The 24834-nt window shown below is 42.6% G+C and carries 20 protein-coding genes; 4 read left to right on the top strand and 16 right to left on the bottom strand.

The annotated features are described in order from the left end of the window. Positions 1 to 184: 184 nt before the first annotated feature. From ACYZZR_RS07590 to ACYZZR_RS07560, 7 genes are all read right to left on the bottom strand, one after another. Positions 185 to 1054 (bottom strand): DUF808 family protein, encoded by an 870-nt coding sequence (locus tag ACYZZR_RS07590; protein WP_461533396.1) that lies wholly within the window; start codon positions 1052 to 1054, stop codon positions 185 to 187. Between the two features lie 73 nt (positions 1055 to 1127). Further along, complete coding sequence (locus ACYZZR_RS07585; protein ID WP_461533395.1) at positions 1128 to 2519, bottom strand: aminopeptidase P family protein; 1392 nt, start codon at positions 2517 to 2519, stop codon at positions 1128 to 1130. A gap of 145 nt (positions 2520 to 2664) precedes the next feature. Continuing rightward, on the bottom strand, positions 2665 to 4353 hold the full coding sequence (locus ACYZZR_RS07580; protein WP_461533394.1) for a DUF885 family protein: 1689 nt from the start codon (positions 4351 to 4353) through the stop codon (positions 2665 to 2667). 220 nt (positions 4354 to 4573) lie between these two features. Then, the gene (locus ACYZZR_RS07575; RefSeq protein ID WP_461533393.1) at positions 4574 to 5824 is read right to left on the bottom strand and encodes an NAD(P)/FAD-dependent oxidoreductase; all 1251 of its coding nucleotides are present in this window, start codon (positions 5822 to 5824) and stop codon (positions 4574 to 4576) included. A gap of 94 nt (positions 5825 to 5918) precedes the next feature. Next, positions 5919 to 6920, bottom strand: a complete 1002-nt coding sequence (locus ACYZZR_RS07570) for a 4-hydroxyproline epimerase (RefSeq protein WP_461533392.1) — start codon at positions 6918 to 6920, stop codon at positions 5919 to 5921. 3 nt (positions 6921 to 6923) lie between these two features. Further along, entirely contained in the window at positions 6924 to 8492 is a 1569-nt protein-coding gene (locus ACYZZR_RS07565; protein WP_461533391.1) for an aldehyde dehydrogenase (NADP(+)), read from the bottom strand. A 17-nt stretch (positions 8493 to 8509) separates the two neighbouring features. After that, positions 8510 to 9436, bottom strand: a complete 927-nt coding sequence (locus ACYZZR_RS07560) for a dihydrodipicolinate synthase family protein (protein WP_461533390.1) — start codon at positions 9434 to 9436, stop codon at positions 8510 to 8512. 263 nt (positions 9437 to 9699) lie between these two features. Between ACYZZR_RS07560 and ACYZZR_RS07555 the strand changes: the two genes are divergently transcribed. Continuing rightward, a complete protein-coding gene (locus ACYZZR_RS07555; protein ID WP_461533389.1) occupies positions 9700 to 10548 on the top strand; it encodes an AraC family transcriptional regulator in 849 nt (282 codons plus the stop codon). A gap of 25 nt (positions 10549 to 10573) precedes the next feature. Here ACYZZR_RS07555 and msrB read toward each other — a convergent pair whose 3' ends face one another. Further along, positions 10574 to 11059: a peptide-methionine (R)-S-oxide reductase MsrB gene (gene msrB / locus ACYZZR_RS07550; protein WP_461533403.1), complete on the bottom strand. Its 486-nt coding sequence runs from the start codon at positions 11057 to 11059 to the stop codon at positions 10574 to 10576. 45 nt (positions 11060 to 11104) lie between these two features. Beyond that, the gene (gene msrA, locus ACYZZR_RS07545; protein ID WP_461533388.1) at positions 11105 to 11779 is read right to left on the bottom strand and encodes a peptide-methionine (S)-S-oxide reductase MsrA; all 675 of its coding nucleotides are present in this window, start codon (positions 11777 to 11779) and stop codon (positions 11105 to 11107) included. A 267-nt stretch (positions 11780 to 12046) separates the two neighbouring features. Here msrA and ACYZZR_RS07540 point away from each other — a divergent pair, with 267 nt between their 5' ends. Next, positions 12047 to 12445, top strand: a complete 399-nt coding sequence (locus ACYZZR_RS07540) for a barstar family protein (RefSeq protein ID WP_461533387.1) — start codon at positions 12047 to 12049, stop codon at positions 12443 to 12445. A gap of 49 nt (positions 12446 to 12494) precedes the next feature. Here the strand turns inward: ACYZZR_RS07540 and ACYZZR_RS07535 are convergent, their stop codons facing one another. The 4 genes from ACYZZR_RS07535 to ACYZZR_RS07520 form a co-directional block, all read right to left on the bottom strand. Continuing rightward, positions 12495 to 13634 carry an efflux RND transporter periplasmic adaptor subunit gene (locus tag ACYZZR_RS07535; RefSeq protein ID WP_461533386.1) on the bottom strand — a complete coding sequence of 380 codons (1140 nt, stop codon included), beginning with the start codon at positions 13632 to 13634 and terminating at the stop codon, positions 12495 to 12497. A gap of 2 nt (positions 13635 to 13636) precedes the next feature. Beyond that, positions 13637 to 18001, bottom strand: a complete 4365-nt coding sequence (locus ACYZZR_RS07530; RefSeq protein WP_461533385.1) for a CusA/CzcA family heavy metal efflux RND transporter — start codon at positions 17999 to 18001, stop codon at positions 13637 to 13639. 176 nt (positions 18002 to 18177) lie between these two features. Further along, positions 18178 to 18570: a hypothetical protein gene (locus tag ACYZZR_RS07525; protein WP_461533384.1), complete on the bottom strand. Its 393-nt coding sequence runs from the start codon at positions 18568 to 18570 to the stop codon at positions 18178 to 18180. Between the two features lie 149 nt (positions 18571 to 18719). After that, positions 18720 to 19568, bottom strand: a complete 849-nt coding sequence (locus ACYZZR_RS07520; protein ID WP_461533383.1) for a DUF2911 domain-containing protein — start codon at positions 19566 to 19568, stop codon at positions 18720 to 18722. Between the two features lie 186 nt (positions 19569 to 19754). Here ACYZZR_RS07520 and ACYZZR_RS07515 point away from each other — a divergent pair, with 186 nt between their 5' ends. Continuing rightward, positions 19755 to 20171 carry a thiol-disulfide oxidoreductase DCC family protein gene (locus ACYZZR_RS07515; protein WP_461533382.1) on the top strand — a complete coding sequence of 139 codons (417 nt, stop codon included), beginning with the start codon at positions 19755 to 19757 and terminating at the stop codon, positions 20169 to 20171. Between the two features lie 35 nt (positions 20172 to 20206). Here ACYZZR_RS07515 and ACYZZR_RS07510 read toward each other — a convergent pair whose 3' ends face one another. After that, entirely contained in the window at positions 20207 to 21721 is a 1515-nt protein-coding gene (locus ACYZZR_RS07510) for an aminotransferase class V-fold PLP-dependent enzyme (RefSeq protein WP_461533381.1), read from the bottom strand. Positions 21722 to 21783: 62 nt separating this feature from the next. Next, on the bottom strand, positions 21784 to 23172 hold the full coding sequence (gene glmM / locus ACYZZR_RS07505; protein ID WP_461533380.1) for a phosphoglucosamine mutase: 1389 nt from the start codon (positions 23170 to 23172) through the stop codon (positions 21784 to 21786). Positions 23173 to 23364: 192 nt separating this feature from the next. Between glmM and ACYZZR_RS07500 the strand changes: the two genes are divergently transcribed. After that, entirely contained in the window at positions 23365 to 23961 is a 597-nt protein-coding gene (locus ACYZZR_RS07500; protein ID WP_461533379.1) for an acyl carrier protein phosphodiesterase, read from the top strand. Between the two features lie 35 nt (positions 23962 to 23996). Here the strand turns inward: ACYZZR_RS07500 and ACYZZR_RS07495 are convergent, their stop codons facing one another. Beyond that, complete coding sequence (locus ACYZZR_RS07495; RefSeq protein WP_461533378.1) at positions 23997 to 24719, bottom strand: hypothetical protein; 723 nt, start codon at positions 24717 to 24719, stop codon at positions 23997 to 23999. Positions 24720 to 24834 lie beyond the last annotated feature (115 nt).

The following is a 24834-nucleotide window of genomic DNA, read 5'->3' as shown; positions in this document are numbered from 1 at the left end:
GACAGTATATTACACCATATCTATGCAATAATATGCCATAGTCTAAAACGACTGTTTATCAGTAATTTAAGATTTTCTTAAGACTAAATGCTGCTGATTTTTTACACAAAATTTGTCTGCTGTGTAATACATATACAACAGTGATATCAAAATCGCAATACGCGACGAATAGGTTTTCTGTGGATTATTTCTTTTTAAAAAGGGAAAGTATTTTTTTAATTCCGGTGATTACTACCACCATGATGATTCCAGCTATGATTCCTATCACAAACTCCTTAACAACAGCCGGGAGGCCTGGGAGTATATGATGCAGTATATCGACATTGTGAACAAAAATACCTCCCGAAACCAGTATGAGTGCTATAGTACCAATAATACCCAACAATCGGATTACAACGGGAAGTGCTCGTACCATTGTACGCCCCAACCACGATAAAAAACCCTGATTGTCGGAAAGTCTAATCAGCTTGTATCCTGCATCGTCCATACGCACAATAAGCGCTACAATGCCGTATACACCTATTGTGGCTATAGTAGCCACTACGGCAACAGTTATAATCTGTATACCAAGATTCTCGTCCAAAACAGTACTCAGCGCAATAATAACAATTTCAATAGACAGTATAAAATCGGTAATCACTGCCGATTTTATTTTGGCTTTCTCCGCAGCCTTCCCTGTTTCGTCTTTCTTTTCGCTTACTTCATGTACTTTCCCCTTGTGGTGAAAAAGGAACTCCACTATTTTTTCCATCCCTTCATAGGCCAAATAGCAACCACCGATGATAAGTATGAACTTAATTGCCTCGGGAAAAATAATATTGAGGATGATAACTATCGGAATAATAATCAGCTTGTTTAAAAAAGACCCTTTTGTAATAGCCCATATCACGGGTAATTCTCTAGACGATACAAAACCCGTTGCCTTTTCTGCATTTACTGCAAGGTCATCTCCCAGTATTGCAGCTGTTTTTCGAGTAGCGATCTTACTCGCTACTGCAACATCGTCCATCAATGCAGCTATATCATCCAAAACAGCAAAAATACCTGAAGCCATAAGCGATTTTTTTAGAATGATAAAAATACTTTTGTTACTGCATATATGCAAGTGAGAATTTTCGATGTTCTAATTATCTCGCAATAAGGGCTTCGATCTCAGCTGTGGTTTTGGCCAGCGGTTCTCCCAAAAGTGTTTTCCCAGAAGACGTAATCACAAAATCTTCCTCTATCCGTATTCCCCCGAAATTCCTGAAACGGTTTACACGATCGTAATTTATAAATTCGGTAAACTTCTTTTCCACCTTCCAGGAATCTATGAGAAAAGGGTTGAAATAAATCCCAGGCTCTACAGTAATCACAAAACCGGGCTCGAGCGCCTTGCCCAAGCGCAGTGATTTCAGTCCGAACTGAGTACTTTTTTGCAAGGTATCGGTATAACCTACATAGGCTTCACCGAGATTTTCCATATCGTGAACATCCATCCCCATCATATGTCCCAAACCGCATTGAAAAAACAGCGCGTGGGCCCCTGCAGCAACGGCCTCCTCTGTATTTCCTTTCATCAACCCGAGGTCTTTTAGTCCTTGAGTAAGACGATTGCAAGCCAACAGGTGAATATCTTTAAACAGTACTCCGGGTCTAAGTTCTTCTACAGCTGAATTATGGGCGTCTAAAACAATATTGTAAACCTCTTTTTGCTGTGTAGTATAAGTCTTTCCTGCCGGAAAGGTGCGCGTCATATCTCCAGCGTAATTCATAGCTGTTTCAGCCCCGCAATCGCAGAGTACCAAATCGCCTTGCTGCAATACGGTGTCTGAAGCGTGGTTGTGAAGGTAGCCTCCATCGCGAGTAAGGATTACAGGAAAGGATATATTGCCACCGCCTCCTATGGCAATACCTTGCAACTCTCCGGCAATCTGCTTTTCGCTCTTTCCGGCACGGGCATTTCGGATAGCATGGGTGTGCATGGCCACGGTGGTATTTACGGCCTTTCGAATTTCCTCCAACTCTTCTTCTGTTTTTACCGATCGCTGTTTGACCACCGCTTTGATAAATTGTTCTGAACTGTATTCCTCTAACCGCGCTACCGGTATCTCGAGCAGTTTTTCCAATAGAATGCTAACTGCCGAGCGATACGGCGGTAAAAAATGCAGTGAGTTCCCCGATTCTCGATGTTTTAAGAGGTAATCCTGTAGCTCGCGAAGTGGCTTAAGACAGGTAATTCCCGAACGTTCTGCCAACTCGTTTAGAGGAGGTATGGGGCCGGTCCACACTATGTCTTCGGGAGTGGCATTGTCTCCAAAAAGTATTTCGGTATTGTTGTCAATATCAATTACAAAAAACAGTTCAGGTACATTGTTGATTCCGGTATAGTACAAAAAAGAACTGTCCTGCCTAAACGGGTACCAATTATCTCTGTAATTCACACTGCTCTCCCCGTTCCCGGGAAACAATAAAATGCCTTTCCCAACTTCTTTGGCCAGTACTCGCCTTCTCGCTATATAAGTTTCTTTTGAAAACATATTGATGATTTTAATTATCAAGTTAATTAATACTAAGAAATAGTACTACAATTCAAAGCTTTGTAAGCATCGGCCCATTAACCTGCTATTGGATGTTTGCTGAATTAACCGAGTAGTCCGATTACTGTGTTAATTGAACTGCTGTTTATTGAAATGCCGTCGAAAATTTCCAGCTGCTCTTAAAATTCTGTTGTAGGGACTGTTCGGTAAGTACTGCCCTGAGGATCTCAACAGGCATAAAGTTTTCTTGCATCACCCTATCGTGAAACTGCTTTTCGGTCCACCCCCTTTCTAAGAGTTTGCTGCGCAAGGCATAAAACTGCAATCCTCCTATCATATAGGCTACTTGGTATAGAGGTGGTGTATAGGTGGTGGCAAAAGATCTCCTTACTTCTGCTTCGGCATTGGCATACTCATGCCCCACCTCGTTTACCAACATATCTACACATTGTTGTGGGGTCATTTCGCCAAGTTGGTATTTGAGTGAAAAAATAATACGAGCACAGCGGTGAATACGCCAGAACAACATTCCCAATTTCTGTTCAGGGGTCTCCGGAAAACCTTTATTCCACAAAATAATCTCCCAATACAAAGCCCATCCCTCCATCCAAAAAGGTGTTTTGAAAGCCTTGCGATAAGGTTTGTTTCGAGCGTTCATAAAGTACTGAAGATTATGGCCGGGCAATAATTCATGTTGTACGGTAGCTCTAGAAAAATTAGGGTTGTTACCGCGCATACTCATCAATTTATCTTCCTGAGACATTCCGGTGGTAGGATATGAAATACTTATATTCCACCCTCCTGTAAAAAAAGGATTTATCTTTTGCCTTTCCGGAGTCATCATAATCATTCCCCAGGTTTCATCTGCGAGTTCAGGCAGGGTAATCAGGTCGTGTTCGCGAATAAAATCTACCGACTGTCTGTACAATTCAAAAATAGCTTCGGGCTGTTGTCCGGCAGGAACATAGGTGTTTTTAACGTGCTCCAAAGCCATTTTCCAATCGTCATACCCCAATTCTTTCGATGCTTTTATCATCTCTGCCTTACACCAGTCGAATTGCTTTTGGGCAGCGGTAATGAGTTCTTCCGGACTATAGGGAATAAATTCAAAAGCCAGTTCCTTCATCAATCTATCTCTTCCTATAGGCTTACCGATTATGCCGCTGCCATCGTCTTTAGTGTCCGCATCGGAGTAAAGGACGAGGAGGAATTGCCGGTATTCTTCTAGTGCCGCCACAAGTTTTTTATAGGGTTCTCCCATCCACCAGTTAAAATCAGGATCGTAATCGTAGTAGAACTCAAAGGCTTCCTGCAAAGGTTTACTCAGCGATTCTACTACGGCTGCAGCCTTATCTGCCTCTACCCAGCTGGAAAAGGTCTGTCCTTTTAATATATTCATCTGTTGTATGACAGCTTCAGCCACCTGTGTAAAGGCTTGGGAGAGTTGAGGAGCATCGGGCTTAAACCCACGGCGCCGTTCTCTGATAAACGAATAAATCTCTCCCGCAAATTCGGTTACATAAGCTACCTGCTTAAATGACTCATACTGTTGTTTCAACTGATAGTGTTCGCGGGCGATGAGATTGGACAGCATAATATAATCGGCTTTTCCTTCCTGACTAAAGGTGTCGAAGTCTAATTGATTCAGTTTTTTTCTCCAGTCAGTGTGAAACGTATTGAACCGCTGATAATACTCTTCAGATTCCCTGACGGTATAAGTCTTTTTCAGTGATTGTTTGTCGGCTTCGTAGGTGTGAACAACATCGGTAAGTTCACTACCTTGTGCCACACCGCAAACCGATATGAGGAGTATAAAAGTCTTTACGGGTTTCATAGTAAATCGATATAAGTTATTGTATATATATCATTCTGAACACAAAGCGTTCCAAGTAAAATATTAGGCCGCTTCTAAGACGTAAATCTATTGATAAGTAGAGTTCAGCTATTGATAAATATTAACCTATACACGTATTTTATTCCCAAAATTGAGGGGTGACAGAAAGCATCATTGCTATTCCGTCACAGAATCACACTAAAAACTAATAGTCCCAAGTCTATCTCCTCGAAAACCTATCTGGGCTTAACGCCTGTAGGTTTATATCTGTTTTTTCCCCTTCGATCACCTGTGAAACCAGTTTACCGGTTACGGGTCCCATACTAAAGCCCATCATGGCATGGCCGGCAGCTATCACGAGGTTGGAATAGGCCTTACTCTTTCCGATAAAAGGTAATCCATCGGGAGATACCGGACGAAGTCCTGAAACGGCAAGTGATTTTTCTTTTTCCGATATTTCGATACCGTCGTAATATTTTTTGACAGCATCGGCTATGGCCTCTACCCTTTCTTTTCTGATAATATCGTTGTTCCCAGAAAATTCCATACTTCCCGCAAATCGGGTAAAACCGTTCATAGGGGTCACCGCTACCTTAGATTCGGTGAGAATAGCCGGCATGGAAATATTAAGGGGTCGTCTTACATTCATACTGTACCCCTTACCTCCCTGTACCGGTATATAGAGGCGAAGTTTTCGCGCCAATTCAAAGGTCCAGCTACCTGCGGCCAAAACTACGTTTTCTGCGGTGTAATTACCCGTTGAAGTTTGTACGGAAGTTATCCTATTTCCTGAGGTATTTATAGCTTTCACCTCCTGATTGAGAACGAAGTTGACCCCCTTATCCCTCAACCATTCACGGAGGTTTTTCATAAAGTCATTAGGAGTAAGATGCCCGTCGCACAAAAAATTTACGGCTCCCAAAACTTTATCGGAAAACGCCGGTTCCATCGCTCTCAGTGCCTTGGCATCGAGGCATTCCAGTTCAAGTCCTTCACTTGTCGCTCTCTCTGCGAGTTTTAACTCTTCTTCTCCTGCCTTCTCGGTAGTGTATACCATGAGTACTCCCTTACGGGTGTATTGAAAATTAAAACCCGGAGTAGAAGACAGTTCTTCATACAGCTCTCGGCTTCTGAGATTTAAGGCTTTTAATACAGGAATGGATTCTTCTACCTTTTTTGCGGTGGCCGACTTGTTGAAAAGAAATCCCCAACGCAAAAAGTCTATATCCAATCTCGGCTTGATGTATAGCGGACTCCTGCTGTCGAACATCCATTTGAGTCCCTGAACAACCACTCCTGGTGCAGCTAGGGAAATGATGTGGCTGGGCGTAAGGTATCCGGCATTGATAAAAGAAGCTCCGTTAGAAATATCTTCCCGCTCTATTACGGTCACTTGATGTCCCGCTCTGACGAGGTAGTAGGCTGAACACAATCCGTTAATGCCCCCGCCAATGATTATAGTCTGTTTCAAACGAATAAAATTATAAGTAGTTGGTTACTTTGATTATGTCATTCCAATCGGACGAAGCGGAGTTCCTGCCTACTTCCCTACCTTCGACTTTATATCACAATACCTGAAATCCGTGGGCATAAGGGTCATCGTCATCTATAATGATGGTATTATAGCCCGTAACCTGTGCCCAACCTTCAATACTTGGTACTATAGCCTTCTTCCCTGCCAGTTCGGTCTCCTCTTCTATTCTGCCTGTAAAGATACTACCTATAATACTTTCGTGTATAAAACTATCTCCTTTTTTTAGCTTGCCTTTAGCATACCACTGTGCCATACGCGCAGAAGTACCTGTGCCGCAGGGAGAGCGATCTATAGCCTTATCTCCGTAAAACACAGCATTGCGAGCTGTACTTCCCGGATCGATTACAGCTCCTGTCCACAAAATATGACTCAGCCCACTGATAGACGGATCTTTAGGATGTACAAAATCGTACTGTTCGTCAATGCGACTTCGAATTACCCGACTCCAAGAAATAAGATCTCCAGCCTGATAGTGTTCAAGTCCCTTAAATCCTGGTTGTACATCGACAATGGCATAAAAATTTCCCCCGTAAGATACATCAACTTTTATAGAGCCAAGCACCGGGCATTCTACTTCAATATCTGTAGCTGCGAGATACGATTTTATATTCGTAAGTTTTACCGAACTCACCTTTTTCCCATCAAGGCGATAGCTTACTCTTACTAACCCTGCAGGGGTTTCCAGCCGAAGTTCTCCAGGAGTTTTGGGCATTACCAGCCCTTCTTCTATCATCACAGTAACCGTGCCGATAGTACCGTGACCACACATAGGGAGACAGCCACTGGTTTCAATAAAGAGTACCCCTACATCGTTTTGCGGATCGGACGGCGGGAACAATATACTGCCACTCATCATATCATGCCCTCGGGGCTCAAACATGAGCCCTTTTCTTATCCAGTCGTATTCTTTCACAAAATGTTGGCGTTTTTCACTCATGGTCGCTCCTTGCAGGAAAGGACCTCCTCCGGCAACCACTCTTACCGGATTGCCACAGGTATGGGCATCTATACAGAAAAAAGTTTTTCTCGCCATAAGCTACACAGCATTTTTAGTCATTACTCCGTTTAGGTTCCTAACAATATTTAAAGGGTTATTATTCTTAAGAGCATCGGGAAGCAGGGTATCGGGCCAGTTCTGGAATGCTATCGGTCGTACCCAACGCTGAACGGCAGTAAGTCCTACCGAAGTAAACTTACTATCTGTAGAAGCCGGAAAAGGTCCGCCATGTACCATCGCCGCACAAACTTCCACTCCGGTAGGGACTCCGTTAAAAATAAGCCTGCCTACCCGTTCTTTCAAAACATTTATGACAGTGGAAAACTCTTGTAATTCTGAAGTGTTTTCTGAGAGTACAGTACCTGTAAGCTGTCCTTCCAAATTTTGCAATACTTCTATAAGCTGCGTCTTGTTTTTACACTTTACCACTATCGAAAACGGTCCGAATACCTCCTGTTGATACAGTCTGTTTTTCATATAAGATTCAGCATCTACGGCAATGATATGTGGCAAGGCAAAATTGCCTTCAGCTTCAGGTTCTGGCGCAGTTACTATGGCATGATCTGGTAACGATAGCACCTCATCTCTTTTTTCAAGGTATTGACTTTTGATATTAGGATGAAGCATACAAGAGGCCTGCCTCTGCCCGATGGCCTCACCAAGTGCCTCAATAAAGCTGTCCAGTTCCCTCCCCTCTATCCCTAGAAGCAGTCCAGGATTAGTACAGAACTGTCCGGTACCCAAAGTAATGGATCCGGCATACTGCTCTGCCCAAAAGTCTCTCTTTTCTCGGAGGGCAGACGGCAGTACAACAACGGGGTTTACACTTCCCATTTCCGCATAAACGGGTATGGGCTCTTTACGCGTACACGCCAGACGATACAAGGCTGTTCCTCCGTTGATACTTCCCGTAAATCCCACGGCTTTCACCTCTGGATGCATTACCAGTCTCTGTCCTATTTCAAAGTTTTTACCGTTGAGGTTAGAGAACACTCCTTCCGGCATTCCTGTTTCTCGAACAGCATTAGTTATAGCCTGGGCTACTAGTTCACCTGTTGCAGCGTGCATGGGGTGAGCTTTAACAACCACAGGACAGCCCGCCGCCAAAGCGCTTGCGGTATCTCCTCCAGCTGTGGAGAAAGCCAACGGAAAATTACTAGCTCCAAATACCACTACAGGTCCTATAGGACATTGCACCCTCCGTATATCGAGTTTTCCCTCCAGATTTGATATAATAGCTTCAACCCAAGAGCCTTCGCGCAACATCGAAGCGAAGGCACGAATTTGCCCGGTAGTACGGGCAAACTCTCCTCTTGCACGTCCTTCCGGAAGTGCTGATTCTAAGGTGTAATAGGCTATGATCTCTTCTTCGGCAGCTTCCAGTTGAGTAGCTATTGCCTCGAGAAATACTGCGCGACTTGTCCCACTCGTATCTCTGTAGGTTGTAAACGCCTTCGAAGCAAGATTTACCGCCCTATCTATCTCTGTTTGATCTGCTTCAAAAAACTCTTGCGGATTCTCATCTCCAGTCACAGGATTGACAGTTCTAAAAGTGTGTGATCCCCCACCTGAAAATGCTCCGGCTATTTGATTTTTTCCTGTAATCAAAACTTTTTATTTTAGGATTATAACACTGTATTTAAATTTTTATACTCCGGGAGTTCAGGTCTGGCTTTCACTGCGCTGTCTATTATACTCAACACCCTTTTACGCTCTGCCCCTTCGAGAGGTAATCGCGGAGGGCGAACATTTTCGGTTCCTATACCGGTAGCTACTTCTGCCAACTTGATATTCTGTACCAATTGCGGCGTTATATCGAGCTCTAACAGCGGCATAAACCAGCGGTATATATCTCTGGCTTCTTTAATTCTTCCAGCCTTAATCAATTTATAAATGGCAACGGTCTCGGCAGGAAAAGCGCAGACCAGTCCGGCCACCCAACCATCAGCTCCTGCCACTAGGTTTTCAAACGCCAGGGTATCTACCCCTCCGAATATCTTAAGACGATCTCCAAAACGGTTTCGAATACGAGTCACATTGGTAATATCGCGAGTCGATTCTTTAACAGCCTGTACATTATCTAACTCCAGCAGTTCCTCAAACATATCAAGAGTGATCTCTATCTTATAATCGGTTGGGTTGTTGTAAATCATAATTGGCAAGCTGGTGTTCTTTGCCACTTCTTTAAGATAAACAACAGTTTCTCTGTCTGTCGATTTGTACCTCATAGGCGGAAGAACCATAAGTCCATTCGCTCCCAAAGCTTCAGCTCTCTCGGTTACCGCTATTGCATCTCGAGTACTCTGCTCTGCAATATTAATAATTACCGGCACCTTTGCTTGCACCATCTCTAGGGTTTCTTTGATAAGGGTCTCCTTCTCATCAGATGTAAGCGTACTGGCTTCTCCTAGAGTACCGCCGAGAATAATCCCGTTTACCCCAGCTTCCAATTGTGCTTCAACATTTCTTTTAAACATTACCATGTCCAGATGGTCATCATCTGTAAATTTGGTAGTCACTGCTGGCATAACACCATTCCATTGTATATTCATAATGATTGATTTTTGACAAAAATATGCCTAATAAACTCGTGATAATAAACCATTATTAACGGAAACCTACACTATATTACCAGATATAGCCTAAATTTTATGTTTTATTAGTAATTTTAATCAAAAATATCGGAGTAGGACTTGAAAATAGGGTATTTAAACACAGATATCAGACCATATGTTTTGAGTTCTCCTCTGAACACAGAGATTAAAGTTGTAATAAAATCAAAGAAAATTAACCGTCAACTACATATTAAACTCAATTGAAAGTACTGCCATTCAAGATACCAAAACCAGAGCAGGAAGCTTTGGTTTATCAAGAAGACCACGAGATTGTCTTTTATAATCAGCTACACCAACACGAAGAGATACAAATCAGTTATATCGTAGAGGGGTCAGGCTCATTGATACTGGGTGACACTATTAATCAATACCGAAGTGGTGATATACTAGTAATCGGAGAAAACGTCCCACACGTATTCAGAAGTGACCTCAACGCCACCCCTAAATCGGTGATGTACACATTATTCTTTGCGAGAAATTCTTTCGGAAATACTTTTTTTGAAATTCCAGACATGGAAGAAACCGCTATATTTTTTAAGGAAGCTGAATACGGGATTAATGTGCTTTCCAACAAAAAGAAGATCATTCGTCATTTTGAAAAACTCAAACAACAGAGCAAAATATCTCGTATTGCAACCTTGTTGCGCATTATAAATCTTATTCTATATGCCGAAAGACAGGCGCTCTCTTCCTTTGTATACCGAAAGCGCTATACTGACGATGAAGGTAAACGAATGAGCGCAGTATTTGATCATGCCATGCAACACTTTGGCGAACATATATCATTGGAAACCGTAGCTCATAAGGCCAATATGAGCAAGAATGCCTTTTGTCGATATTTTAAAAAGCGAACGAACAAAACCTTTTTTCAGTTTCTCATAGAAATACGTATCGAACACGCTTGCAAACTACTCTACCGCAATCCAGAAATGTCTGTAGCCGTAATTTCGGAAATGTGTGGATTTCAAAATATCACCAATTTTAATCGGAAATTCAAAGAACTAAAAAAACTGACTCCCACACAGTACAGAATACAGCACAGCTTGTAATTTACAATCTTTTAAGTAAGCAGAATTACAACATATCCGGTTCGAAATCGAGGGAGATCGAATTCATACAAAACCTCTTGTAAGTCGGGGGTGGTCCGTCGTTAAAAATATGTCCGAGGTGAGAATTACATCGGGCACACTCCACTTCTATACGGTGCATACCATGAGAGTGGTCTTCCTTGTATATCACGCTGTCCTCTCTGTCGGTCTCAAAGAAACTGGGCCATCCGCAACTACTTGCAAATTTGGCATCCGACCGAAATAACAGATTACCGCATACGGCACAGTAATAGGTACCCTTGGTATCACTGTCCCAATACTGTCCTGTAAAGGCCCTTTCCGTACCCTGTTCGCGTGCAATATAATAAAGTTCTGGAGAGAGTATTTTTTTCCACTCCGCATTGCTCACTTCCAAATGCGAAGTGTCGGTGCGAGAGTAATAGGGGTTGTTCTCGTGTTTTATTTCCATATTTTTTCCTTTTTGTGCCGAGGCACTGATTAAGCATATCATCAATACCGATATTGTTATTACCTTCTTCATCGACATACCGCTAATTTAATTTTTTAATTTGTCTTTAAAAACCTTTTTGAATTTCTCCAACTTGGGTTGTATCACGTATTGGCAGTAAGGCACCGATCTGTTTTGGTCGTAATATCCTTGATGATAGTTTTCTGCCTCATAAAAAACAGTATAGGGCTCTACTTCTGTCACTATTGGACTGTCGTATACCTTTTCTTCGTTCAATTTACCGATGTAATACTCCGCTTTCCGCTTTTGGCTTTCATTGTGATAAAATATAGCAGATCGGTATTGAGTACCTCTATCATTACCTTGTCTGTTCAGTTGGGTAGGATCGTGAGCGACAAAAAAGGCCTCCAACAGTTCGTCAAAACTGATAATATCTGGGTTGTAAACAATGTTACAAGCCTCCGCATGCCCGGTAGTTCCGGTACAGACTTGCTCGTAGGTAGGATTTTTCACTGTGCCCCCGGTATATCCCGAAATCACCCTTTCTACTCCCTTAAGCTGTTCGAATTGTGTTTCCACACACCAGAAACACCCTGCCGCAAAAGTAGCTGTCTCTGTATTTGTCGTTATTTCCCTTTCCGTGTTCACCATCGTTTTTGTCATGATACTATCGGTTTTTAAACCATTAAAAGATGTCAGTATCCCCGCAGTCAAAAGCAGGATAAAAATCCTGGAACCGTGTTGTACAGGCACTGTTTTCATCACTTGATTTGTTTTGTATTAACTTGTTCAAAGGTACGTCTAAAAGATCTGTTCTCAGATATACAAACTTCCCGAAAACTTATCTTTTTCAGAAATCATCCGCATCCAAAACGATACTTTTACCCAGCATTTTTTATGCCAATATTATCAAAAATTACCTAAATATCTCTTTGGTAATCGGCAGATAAATTTGCACCTATCTTTCTCTTCTATGTAACAATTTTAGTAAAGAAACCTAAATTAGCGGTATCCAAATGAAAATTCATTATGACAGAACTTCAACTTACCATTCGCGGGGAACTCATCGACGACATTCCCTCTTTTTACGACGAGATCAATCAGGTGTTTATGGTTGGAGAAAACTGGAAACTCGGACATAGTCTCGATGCACTCAACGATATGCTTTACGGCGGATTTGGGGTGATGAAAGATTTCGAAAAAGTCACTGTTACTTGGACCGGACTAACACATAGCAAGCATGCATTGGGTATAGAGACCACCAGAAATTATTATCTGGAAAAACTAAAACACCCAAAAGTGTTCGAACGAGAATGGGTACAGCACAAGTTGGATGCACTCAACAAAGGCCAGGGAAAAACTTTCTTCCAAATAGTTCTCGATATCTTTAGAGACCACACCAATATCACGCTCCGTACCGAAGATTAACCCGATGCTTGTTATCACACCCGGACCATTCTGTCGCTATGAGTTATATCTAGTCTTCGTCTGTATTCATTGCTTTCATCAGTAAGGCATAGGCATTTTTTACCACCACTTCGGAGCGGTCGGACAGTTTTTCCGACGAGACTTCTTGCCATCCGTCTTGTCCGATACCCGCCTTAACGGGAAGCATTTCAAAAGTATTTTCTCTGGCGAGGAAGACGTAGTCATTTCCTTTCCACCTCACCACACTGTCTTCCGGCAACACCAAGCCCAAAGCACTCTTTACAGCGAGATCGGCATTGACAAAAAGGCCGGGGATTAAATCGTGTTCCTCCTGGTCTGTCAGTCGACAAATAATCTCAACCGCACGGTCATCGTCAATTTTTCTGTTTAGATAAATCACTTTTGCCATATACTTTCTGTTCGGGTCATTGTTGGAATACACTGCTATTTCCTGCCCTTCTCCCAGATATGGAATATCTTTTTCAAAAACTTTGAATGTCAAGGTTATATTTTCTGTATCTATAATCTCAAAAAGCGCTTCCGACGAAGCTACATACTGTCCGGAATGAACATTCACCTGAGTTACCATACCGCTTACAACTGCCTTGACAAGGGCGGTTTGTCTAATATTGGAAGCGGACAATTGGTTTGGATCTATACCGATAAGCTCCAATTTTCTTGCAAGAGAAGCTGTATTTATACGTTGTGTTTCCCTTTCTGCACTGGCCTGTTCCAGTAATTTATCACTACTAGCTTTAGTTCGATTGAGTTCCTTGTAACGCTGGTATGCTTTTTCGGCCAAGGTGTATTTTTCTTTAGCTATAAGATAATCCTGTTGCAACTGTATGTACTGCATATCTTCTAGCACCACAAGTCTATCTCCTTTGTTCACCTTCATTCCCGGCATCACTGCTACTTCACGTACATATCCTCCTAGGGGAAAGGTAATTTCTGTTGTATTATTTGGGGGTACTGTTACCGTACCGTAGAGCTGTATGGTACTGCTCAATTCTCTCTCCTGTGGATATCCGGTTTTTATACCGGCATTTTCTATCTGTTCCGCACTTAGAGAGATCAAGGAGTCGTTTTCTTTTTCCTCTCCCACTGTGGTTGTTTTTACTTCTCCATTCCCGCAGGCTGTCAAAAAAACCAGAGCTATTCCTGCTGCTGTTCTGTATATTGTGTTCATTGCTATTGATTGTTTAGTTTGAGTAAAGTGATAACGGCACGGTTGTATTGATATGCCGTATCGAGGTATTCATTTCGTATTGTTATGGCTTGGTTGACCAATAACACCCATTTCAGATAGTCTATTTCCCCAGCCTGTAATCTTCTGTTGGCAGCCTCGAGTATATCAGTTGCATTGGCCAGTCCGTTTTCCTTGTAGTAGGTAAGGCTTTCTTCATATTTGCGAAGCTCCCGATAAGCGTTGTCCATCTCCACTTCCATCTCAATCTTCGCATCTTCTGCTCTGGCACTATAGGCTTCCCACTCTGCCTTTGCAGCCTTGGTCTTGGCTCGTTGACTTCCAAAAAATAGCGGAATACTGAGCCCTGCATTGATATAATCAAACCGATGACTTCTATCGTAAAACACTTCTTCTCCACCGGATTGGGTATACATTCCCATAATACTCAGGTTGTTGTACCCTATTGTAATATCAGGCAATAAGCGGGCTCGTTCAGTTTTCCACCTCCATCGCGCAGCCTTTGCTTCATTTACCGAAAGCTGCACCTCAGCAATACTGTCTGCCCCTGTCCGCTCTGGAACAAAATGACTTACGACTGCATCTTCTGTACGGGGAACGTATTTTATACTGTCTTGTATAAGTCCGTTGAACCTACTGATTACCCCTTCCATATCACGACGCACCATATTCAACTGATTGGTATAATATTGTCTGGACGATTCCGCTGCGCTCTTTTCCATGATATCGGTTTCACCGAGCTCAAACCTCAGCCGCGATTTCTCTTCCATTTCGCGATATATACTATCGGCATAGTGCAGGAGACCTTCTTTGCCTTTCAACCACTGCCAATTGTAATAGAGGGTACGCACTGCGGCTCTGATCTCTGCCTCGGCGAGTTTTGTACGTATCCCTGCCAACAGATATTCCTGTTTGTACACTTTTTTCTGACGTACATATACCGTGGGAAAAGCGAAGGTCTGACTGATGCCAAAACGGGTGTCTTTATAATCACTGTTAAACTGCCCGTAGTCCATATCTATCTCCGTTCGCGGAACGGTATATCCCGAACCGGTTTTAAATTCTGCCGCGTTTTCTTCGTGTCTTACAGCCAAAACTCCTCTGTTGTTAGACAAAGCGAGTTGCTCAGCTTCTTCAAGTGACAATATAGTTTGCTGAGAAAATATTTCTGTTACAGGAATCAATAAGAGAAGTAAAAGCAAAAGTAGTCTACTCGAATTCTTATTTATTTTCTTAATTCCTTTCACGTGATATGTCATAAGATATACTATTGGAAGCACAAACAACGTAAGCAAGGTCGCCGATACAAGTCCACCTATAACTACTGTTGCAAGAGGTCGTTGAACCTCAGCTCCCGCTCCATTACTCAAAGCCATTGGTAAAAATCCAAGCGAAGCTACTGCTGCCGTCATAAGCACTGGTCTCAGTCGGGTTTTCGTTCCCATACAGACGAGCTGTATCGGAGAAGTTATATCGCCTCGTTTACGAATACGATTAAATTCAGAAATCAGTACAATTCCGTTGAGTACCGCCACTCCAAACAGGGCGATAAATCCCACTCCGGCTGAAATACTAAAAGGCATATCGCGCAGAGCAAGGGCAAATACACCGCCTATGGCAGAAAGGGGAATGGCGGTAAAAATGATAATCCCTTCTTTTATGGCTCCGAAGGCAAAGTACAACAGTCCAAATATCATGAGGAGAGCAACGGGGACAGCGAGTCCCAGCCTACTTTTTGCTGCTTTCAGATTTTCAAAAGCTCCTCCATAGGTCACATAATATCCAGGATCGAGATTCATTTCGCTGTTAACCTTTTGTTGTAATTCATTGACCAAGCTTTCCACATCTCGTCCTCTTACGTTAAAACCGACGATTATCCTTCGTCTTGCGTTTTCCCTTTGTATCTGATTTGGTCCCTCTACTTCAGATACCAAAGCTACCTGATATAGTGGTATCGGCATTCCTGAAGCTGTAGGGATCAACAGATTTCTCACGTCTTCTATATCTCGTCGATTTTCATCTTTCAGTCGTACTACTAGGTCAAAACTCTTTTCTCCCTCGTAAATAGTTCCCGCAACAGCCCCTGCAAAAGCAGCATTCACGGTGCGGTTGATGTCCTGTACAAAAAGTCCGTATTTTGCCATTTCAGCCCAGTTGTAATCTATCACGATCTGAGGCATGCCTGTAACTTTTTCTACGTAGAGGTCTGCTGTTCCGTCTACAGTACGACTTATCTCTCCCAACTTCTCAGCATAAGCCGCAAGTTTGTCGAGATCTTCGCCGTATACTTTACACACTACATCTTGTTTAGCACCGGTCATCAATTCGTTAAAACGCATCTGTACCGGATACTGAAAACCGGTTGTTACTCCCGGAGCAATTTCCTGAGCTGTCGCAGCCATTTTTTCAGCTAGCTCTTCAAAAGAAGATGCGCTGGTCCATTCCGATTTATCTTTTAATACCACAATCATATCCCCTCCTTCTATAGGCATGGGATCGGTGGGTATCTCAGCTGTACCAATACGAGATACTACCTGTTCTACTTCCGGGTATTTTTGACGCAACTTCATCGATATTTTCTGTATGGTCTCTGTAGTCGTTGTGAGGTTAGTTCCCAACAATAATCGAGTTTCTACGGCAAAATCTCCCTCCTCCAGCTGAGGGATAAACTCTCCTCCCATTCTGCTGAACACAAAAAATGCCACTCCAAAAAGCAATAAAGCTACAAGGATAATTCCCCTTCTCACTTTCAGAGCTCTCAACAAGCACTTTTCGTAAAAAACTTCTATACGCCCCATCACCCTGTCGGAGAGGTTGAGGGTATTCTTTATCTTTCGGCTTATAAACAGCGAACTGACCATAGGCACATAGGTCAGGGATAGAATAAAGGCTCCGAGAATGGCAAAAGCTACGGTTTGCGCCATGGGTTTAAACATCTTTCCCTCTATGCCCTGAAGAGAGAGTATGGGCAGATAAACAATCAGAATAATAATTTGTCCGAATACGGCGGCATTCATCATTCTGGAAGCCGCGCCCGAAACTTCTTTGTCCATCTCTCTAGAAGAGATTGTGGTTTTGTATTTGGAAGAATTGTGCAGGTGATGCAGTATGGCTTCTACTATAATGACGGCCCCGTCTACAATCAGTCCGAAATCCAATGCCCCAAGACTCATGAGGTTACCGCTCACTCCAAAAATATTCATCATACTAATTGCAAAGAGCATGGAGAGCGGAATCACCGAAGCCACAATGAGTCCGGCTCTGAGATTACCGAGAAAAAGCACCAGAACCAATACCACTATAAGCGCCCCTTCGAGCAAATTTTTCTCTACTGTCCCAATGGCATTGTCTACCATTTTAGTGCGGTCGAGAAAGGGAACAATTTTCAATCCTTCGGGCAGCATCTCTTCTATGGTCTTTACCCTATCCTTCACTTGAGCGATGACTTCATTGGCATTCTCTCCCTTGAGCATCATAACGATCCCTCCTACAGTTTCACCAGCATCGTCGGTAGTAAGAGCCCCATATCTAATAGCCGACGACTGCCTTACCTCGGCCACCTGTTTTACCAGTACGGGAACACCTGTCGAGGTATTTTTAATTACAATATTACCGATGTCTTCCACGGAAGCTGCGAGTCCTTTACTTCTGATATACAATACAGAGGGTCCTTTTTCTATGTACGCTCCCCCCGTGTTCTCATTGCTCTTTTCGAGTGCAGAAAACAGCTCGCTCATCGCGAGATTATGAGCCTGTAGTCTTGAAGGGTCGACAGCTACCTCATATTGCTTTAGTTTACCTCCAAAAGTAGACACTTCGGCTACTCCCGGGGTTCCTTGTAACTGTCGTTTAACGGTCCAGTCTTGTATGGTTCGCAATTCGGTAAGTGAAAAAGAGTCTTCATAGCCAGGTTCAGGTTTTAGCACGTACTGGTAAATCTCTCCAAGTCCGGTAGTTACTGGTGTCATTTCCGGCGTACTGGCATTTTCTGCAATTTCAACATTCTGTAAGCGCTCCGCCACTTGCTGTCGTGCCCAGTATACGTCGGCTTCTTCTTCAAATACCACGGTGACTACAGATAAACCAAAACGAGAAATACTACGGCTTTCTTGAAGCCCGGGTATATTGCTCAAGGCCTGTTCTATAGGAAAAGTAATAAGGCGTTCCACATCTTCACCTCCAAGGGAGGGAGCTGTGGTAATTACCTGCACCTGATTGTTTGTAATATCGGGTACCGCATCTATGGGAAGGCGGGTCACCTGATATGTACCATAAGCAATCCAAAGTAGGATAAACAATCCTATGGCAAGTTTGTTTTTTACGGAAAACTGAATAATTCTGTCAAGCATAACAGCATAATTTTTCTAAAAATTTAAATATCGACTTGGTCAATAATCCGGCTAGGTTCCCTGGAGCTTGCAAAAACAGCTATACACTGTCTAATTACAGCTGGGATAACGCAGATATCGACATTCGCACAGTACTGAAAACCATGCGTATTGCCACAAAAAATCTAATAGAAAAGTTATACCATCGGAGGTCTGAAGAGCTCTCCCTGATTGGGATTGGAATACAGAACTGTCCTGAAATCGCTGTGCTCGAAGCATACATCCGGAACAAAACAGTTCATTGCAAATAAGTTAGTGGGAATAAATACGGTGTGTATAGCTCCGCAATCTACCTGCTTGAACGGCAGCTGCATATCGCGGTCGTCATCGTCGTCTTCGATGTCCTGCCCCCAGTAGTGCATATCTAGATATTCGGCAAAACTCAAAGGTGAACCCTGCTGATGTTCAGAATAGTGCTGAAATAGTACAGGAAGCTTAAACAATTGCTGAAAAAAACAATTGTTTATATTCAATACGAGGACGAGTATGTAAACGCTGAAATTAGACACCTCACAAAAGTAATTATTCAAGCGATATCAGCAAAATTTCGGATTTTGGTTTTTGATTAGGATTATACAAGACAAGGGAAAAAATGAGATTAAGGCATTCCAATTAAAATATGGTATGGAGCCAATACTCCATACCATATTTTAATACTATATCACAATCTGTTGTAAACTTATAGTGCTCCCCACTCTTTCAAACTATCCGTATTGAGTTTTATATAGTCGGGATTACCGGCTTTTTTTGCTGCTTCCAAAGAGGCTTTTGCCGCTTCTATTGCTCCCTTCTTATCTCCTACTTTTGCGTAGATAAGTGATTTTTGTCGCAACATCCAATAAGGGGCATCTTCTTGCATAGATACTGCCTTGTCTATCCACTCTTTTGCCTTGTTCATGTCTTTTCCGGCTTCCATATAATACACCGCTGCCGACATATAGTCGCGGGAAGAAGGGCCTTCTAACACACTCTCTATACTGGCCATAGTCTTCTCTTCGGTAGGCACTTCTACAGTTACACCTACATAGGTTTTCTCCCACATGATACCGAGTTCTGCCGAGTCGTTGGTAATATCGCTTAATAGAATAGTGAAAGAGGTAATATCGAAAGGAAGTGTAACCGGACTTACCGTAGTTTTTAAAGCAATCTTACTTTCGTCCCATTCCTGCGGGTTGCCCCAATTGTCACTATCGGAGTAGAAAATAACATCCCAAGAGGTTTTTCCCGGAATGGTGTACAGGGAATAGGTTCCTTTTTTGAGAGACTTTCCTCCTATAGTCACATCGTCGCTAAAACTAATTTTCGTGTTTACGTTCGCCCCGGTACGCCATACTTTTCCGTAAGGAACGAGATTGCCAAAAATAGTTCTCCCTCTCATAGCCGGACGGGAGTACGACACGCTGATATCGGTGAGGCCCACTTGTTGTTCTATAGTTGCCGAAGGACTGGCAGCCGGGGTTTGTACTTGTGCCCCTACAGTAAAACAAGCCATTGCAAATCCAAAAAGAGAAATAATCTGTTTTTTCATGAATGCATTTTTTTTAGAGTTAATAGATATTGTCAAAAAATCGAACTAAAGATAGCGAAGAATTACCATTCCCTAGCCCCGAACACCGGATTGAATCCCGAATTTATCACCTAGTTTATTCTGTAGGTTACTAAAACCTATAGCTGTATTTCCCCTATCTTTGTACAGTGATAAGGAGCGACTACTATGGACAAAGAAAATACCAAAAAGATCATACTGTTCGACGGGCTGTGTAATCTGTGCAACAATGCCGTCCGCTTTGTTATAAAAAGGGATAGAAAGGATGTTTTCCGTTTTGCTTCCCTACAAAGTGAGATCGGACAAAAAATGCTCTCCGATCGGGGGATAGATCCTCGTGATACAGATTCTATCGTACTGGTAGAGCCAGGCCAGGCTTATTACACTCGTTCGCAAGCTGCGATAGAAATCGCATCCAATTTGGGTGGATTGTGGCCTTCCATACGCGTATTCCAATACCTACTCCCCTCCGGACTACGGGATCGTTTATACAACTTTGTGGCCAAAAACAGATACAAATGGTACGGCAAAAAAGAACAGTGTATGATTCCCACACCAGAGCTCAAAGCAAAATTTATCGAATAGCCTGAGTGGCTCCAATTTGCCGTATATCCAACAGCTTATTTACTGTCAAACTCAAACCAAGACTTCACCAAATCTCCCGTGCCTGTAGTGTTATGAGACTTGTGAATAAATTCGTTTCTGGATTTGTCGTAGGCGTAATCTTCCGCCCATTCCCGATGGTGTTCTGCCAAGGCCTGAATACTCTCGCATACGTATCTTATCTCATCGCAACTCAGCGTCGGATGGATAGACATTCTGATCCAACCCGGCTTCCGGATAAGGTCGCCAAGACTGATTTCCTCCACCAATTTGTGAGAAGTCTCCTGGTCTACGTGCAGCAAGTAATGCCCATAAGTACCCGCACAACTACAGCCTCCCCTAGTTTGTATTCCGAAGCGATCGTTGAGGATTTTGACTCCGAGATTGTAATGCAAATCGTCTATAAAGAACGACAGTACCCCTAGTCTGTTCTTGTGTTGTGGTGCCAGTATCTTTACATTGGGAATATCGGAAAGAAAATTGAACACCTGTTCCATAATTTCGTGCTCTCGATCCAGTATATTTTTTACTCCCATCTGCTCCTTGAGCTTGATAGACAGTGCTGTTTTTATGGCCTGCAAAAAGCCCGGGGTTCCACCGTCTTCCCTTTCTTCTATATTGTCGATGTACTTGTGTTCGCCCCAGGGGTTGGTCCAACTCACCGTACCCCCGCCGGGAGAATCGGGAATCATATTTTTGTAAAGTTTTTTGTTGAACAGCAAAACACCAGAAGTTCCGGGGCCTCCGAGAAACTTATGAGGCGATAAGAAAACAGCATCGAGTGCAGCCTCTTCGTCTTCAGGATGCATATTGATATCTACATAAGGTGCAGAACATGCAAAATCTACAAAACACACTCCGCCGTGTCGGTGCATCACTTTGGCAATATCGTGGTAGGGAGTTTGTATACCCGTAACATTACTGCAAGCGGTAACCGAAGCTATTTTTAAAGGTCGATCGCGGTGTTTATCCAACAGCTCCAAAAAGTTTTCCATACAAAACAAGCCCTCATCGTCTGAGGGAATAACTTCTACAATGGCTATAGTTTCCAGCCAGGAGGTCTGATTGGAATGGTGTTCCATATGAGTAACAAAGACTACCGGACGCATATCGTCGGGAACTTCAGTATGCTTTCTGAGGTTTTCTGGAACCTTGAGTCCCAAAATACGTTGAAACTTGTTGATTACTCCTGTCATTCCACTACCGGAGGTAATCAATATATCGTCTTCTCTTCCGTTGAGGTGTTCTTTGATAATATTTCTAGCCTCGTGATAGGCCAGGGTCATCGCTGTTCCAGATACTGTGGTCTCGGTATGCGTATTGGCTACATAAGGTCCGAAATCTCGCAGTAGTTTTTCTTCTATAGGACGATACAAGCGTCCGCTTGCAGTCCAATCGGTATACACTATGCGCTTTGTTCCGTAAGGCGATTCGAACTCCTGATCTATACCAACAATATTGTCGCGAAAGGGTTTGAAATACGCTTCCAACTCTGTTCTGAATATCTTAGATCCTTCTGCTGTTGTTACCATAATAGCTGCTTTAACTAATACATTTTACTAAATAACCCAATAACTTATTAACCAATAACCTATTAACCTATTACCCCCTTTATCTCCTCCATAATCCTATCTGCGAGCCCATCGGCTTCTTGCTGACTTTTAGCTTCGGTATAGACACGGATTATAGGTTCGGTGTTCGATTTTCGAAGATGTACCCAATTTTCAGGAAAATCGATCTTTACTCCATCTACGGTAGAGATTTCTTCATCTTTATACCGCTCTTCCATAGTTTTCAATACAGCATCTACATCGATTTGAGGCGTAAGTGCTATTTTCTTTTTGCTCATAAAGTACGAAGGGTAGCCAGCCCTCAATTCGCTTACTTTTATTTTTTTCTCTGCCAATAGCGAAAGGAAAAGTGCCACACCAACCAGGGCGTCTCGCCCGTAGTGGAGTTCGGGATAAATAATCCCACCATTGCCTTCTCCTCCTATAACGGCATTGGTCTCTTTCATCAAACTCACCACATTGACCTCTCCTACTGCGCTGGCTTGATAACTTCCTCCGTGTTTTTGGGTAATATCTTTTAATGCTCTGGTAGACGACATGTTGGAAACTGTATTTCCGGGAGTCTTACTCAGTACGTAATCGGCACAGGCTACCAGAGTGTATTCTTCTCCAAACATTTCGCCGTCTTCGCTTATAAATGCTAAGCGATCAACGTCGGGATCTACCACGATACCGAGATCGGCTTTCTCCTCAACCACCAAGTCCGAAATATCGGTAAGGTGTTCTTTAAGAGGTTCCGGATTATGAGGAAAATGCCCGTTGGGTTCACAGTAAAGTTTTATCGCTTCTACCCCCAGTCTTTCCAGCAGACGAGGAATAGCAATTCCTCCGGTAGAATTTACTCCGTCTACCACTACCCTAAAACGAGCCTCCTTTATGGCTCGGGCATCGACTAAGGGCAATTTCAATACCTCATCGATATGGGTGTCTATATAAGCTTCGTTAAGGCTCAACTTTCCGAGTTGGTCTATATCGGCAAATACAAATTCGTCCCCTTCTGCCAATTCGAGTATTTTGTTCCCCTGAACTGCATCTATAAATTCTCCCTTGTGATTCAACAACTTTAATGCATTCCACTGTTTGGGATTGTGACTTGCAGTCAGTATAATTCCTCCATCGGCACCTTCGAGAGGTACCGCTACTTCTACCGTGGGAGTGGTAGACAAATCGAGTTTTACCACATCTATCCCCAAGCCGATAAGCGTGTGAATTACCAGCTCCTGTATCATTTCACCCGATATGCGAGCATCTCTGCCTATTACCATTCTGAGTTTTTCTTTTCCTGGGTTCTCTTCTTTTAGCCACATTCCATAGGCAGCGGCAAATTTTACCGCATCTATAGGGGTGAGATTGTCGCCGGGAACTCCACCTATAGTGCCTCGTATCCCGGATATGGATTTGATTAATGTCATTTTTAAGTTCTGTTTTTTATTGTTCTAACTACCTCAAGGTTGTATTGAAACGAAACAAATATACAATTATATGTGCAGGTGTCGGCACACTGCTATAATCCGTTTTTTATCTTTTTTTAGCTATCGGCTATTCCTTTGTGAAAAATATGTAGTCTTCACAAAGAGCAAAAGCTTTTTTCGTATATTCGGAAAATGAATTTTCTCGCACATATATATCTTTCCGGAGATGATGAACTAATTCGCATTGGCAATTTTATCGCCGACGGTATCAAGGGAAAAAAATACCGGGATTTTCCTGCGGGAGTACAAAAAGGCATACTCCTTCATCGCCAGATTGACACCTTCACCGATCAGCATCCCATAGTACGCCAAAGCACAAAACGACTGCACTCGGGATACAGTCACTACAGCGGGGTGATTGTAGACATGTTTTACGATCACTTTCTGTCGGTCAAATGGAAAAATTATTCCGATATTCCACTTGAAGATTATGTGAGAGATTTTTACAATTCGCTACAAGACCACTACGATATTCTTCCAGAACGCACTAAAAATATGATGCCAATGATGATACGGGAAAACTGGCTTTGCAGCTATGCTTCAACCGAAGGACTCGAATACATTCTGGAACAGATGAATCGCAGGACAAAAAACCGCTCACAGATGCAGTTCGCCATTCGCGACCTGAAAGAGTATTATGCATTGTTTGAAGAAGAGTTTACACGGTTTTTCAATGAGCTCATAAAATTCGCCAAAACTCAAATAGCCGAAATTGAACAACAGTTTTAGTAAGGCTTTTGAAGCTTGCACTATGCTTTAAGAACTTACTTCCCAAATACAGGTGTTCTTTTCAGAAGGTAATGCAAGGTGACGCGATATGCATCTACTTCAGGCCAAAACGAGTTGTGCTCCTGCCCGAAAAGATGCTGACCGTTGTGGTCATATATATTCATATTAACTGTTGTATCGTAATTTTTCGTTGAAACAGTAGTGTTGGTTGTAGTGTTCAGTATCTTCCCGATAACATTCTTTTTATCACTGTCTTTTACCACAGACTTACTAGCCCCAGAGCTAGAGATGTATTCACCCGTTTCGTTGGTAGTTATCATCCCCTGGATAACATATTCTACATTTAAAATATGGCATATTTCGCCCATGGTGTACCCTTGAATATTGCCGTTGTCAACGCCTGCCTTAGCCAAAAGAGCATTTGTTGTTTGCACGTCTTGTAGTTGTAATTTATCCGCTTTGCTACTGAGTATATTAAAACATTCTTGCTGGATTTTAAGAGACATCTCCCTTCCGCCTTCCTTTCCATCTGCGATGTATGCAAAGGGCAAAACGGCAAGCTTATTGTAAAAATCCGAAGTTTGATCGTTATCACCCCCATCTGCATTAAAATATTCTATACGACCACTGCCAAAGGTAATCTTTCGTATATCCGCTTTTTTAATAGTGTAAACTAACGATTCATTGGCGTAAGTAAACTTTATATCACTATCGGAAATTTCGGTTACGTTTCCCGTTCGCTGTTCTCCATTAATCATCAGAGCAGATCGTATTTACCCGATTCCTGAGCGTTGATTGCAAATCCGATAAAGAGTAAAAAACAAAAAGTAATAGTTCACATAAACACAATTGATTTAGGGCTAATTTCAAATT

It is taken from the genome of Sinomicrobium sp., assembly GCA_029266035.1.
Lineage (GTDB): Bacteria > Bacteroidota > Bacteroidia > Flavobacteriales > Flavobacteriaceae > Sinomicrobium.
Note: the sequence above shows the minus strand (reverse complement) of the source record. Positions and strands in the feature narration are given on the sequence as shown.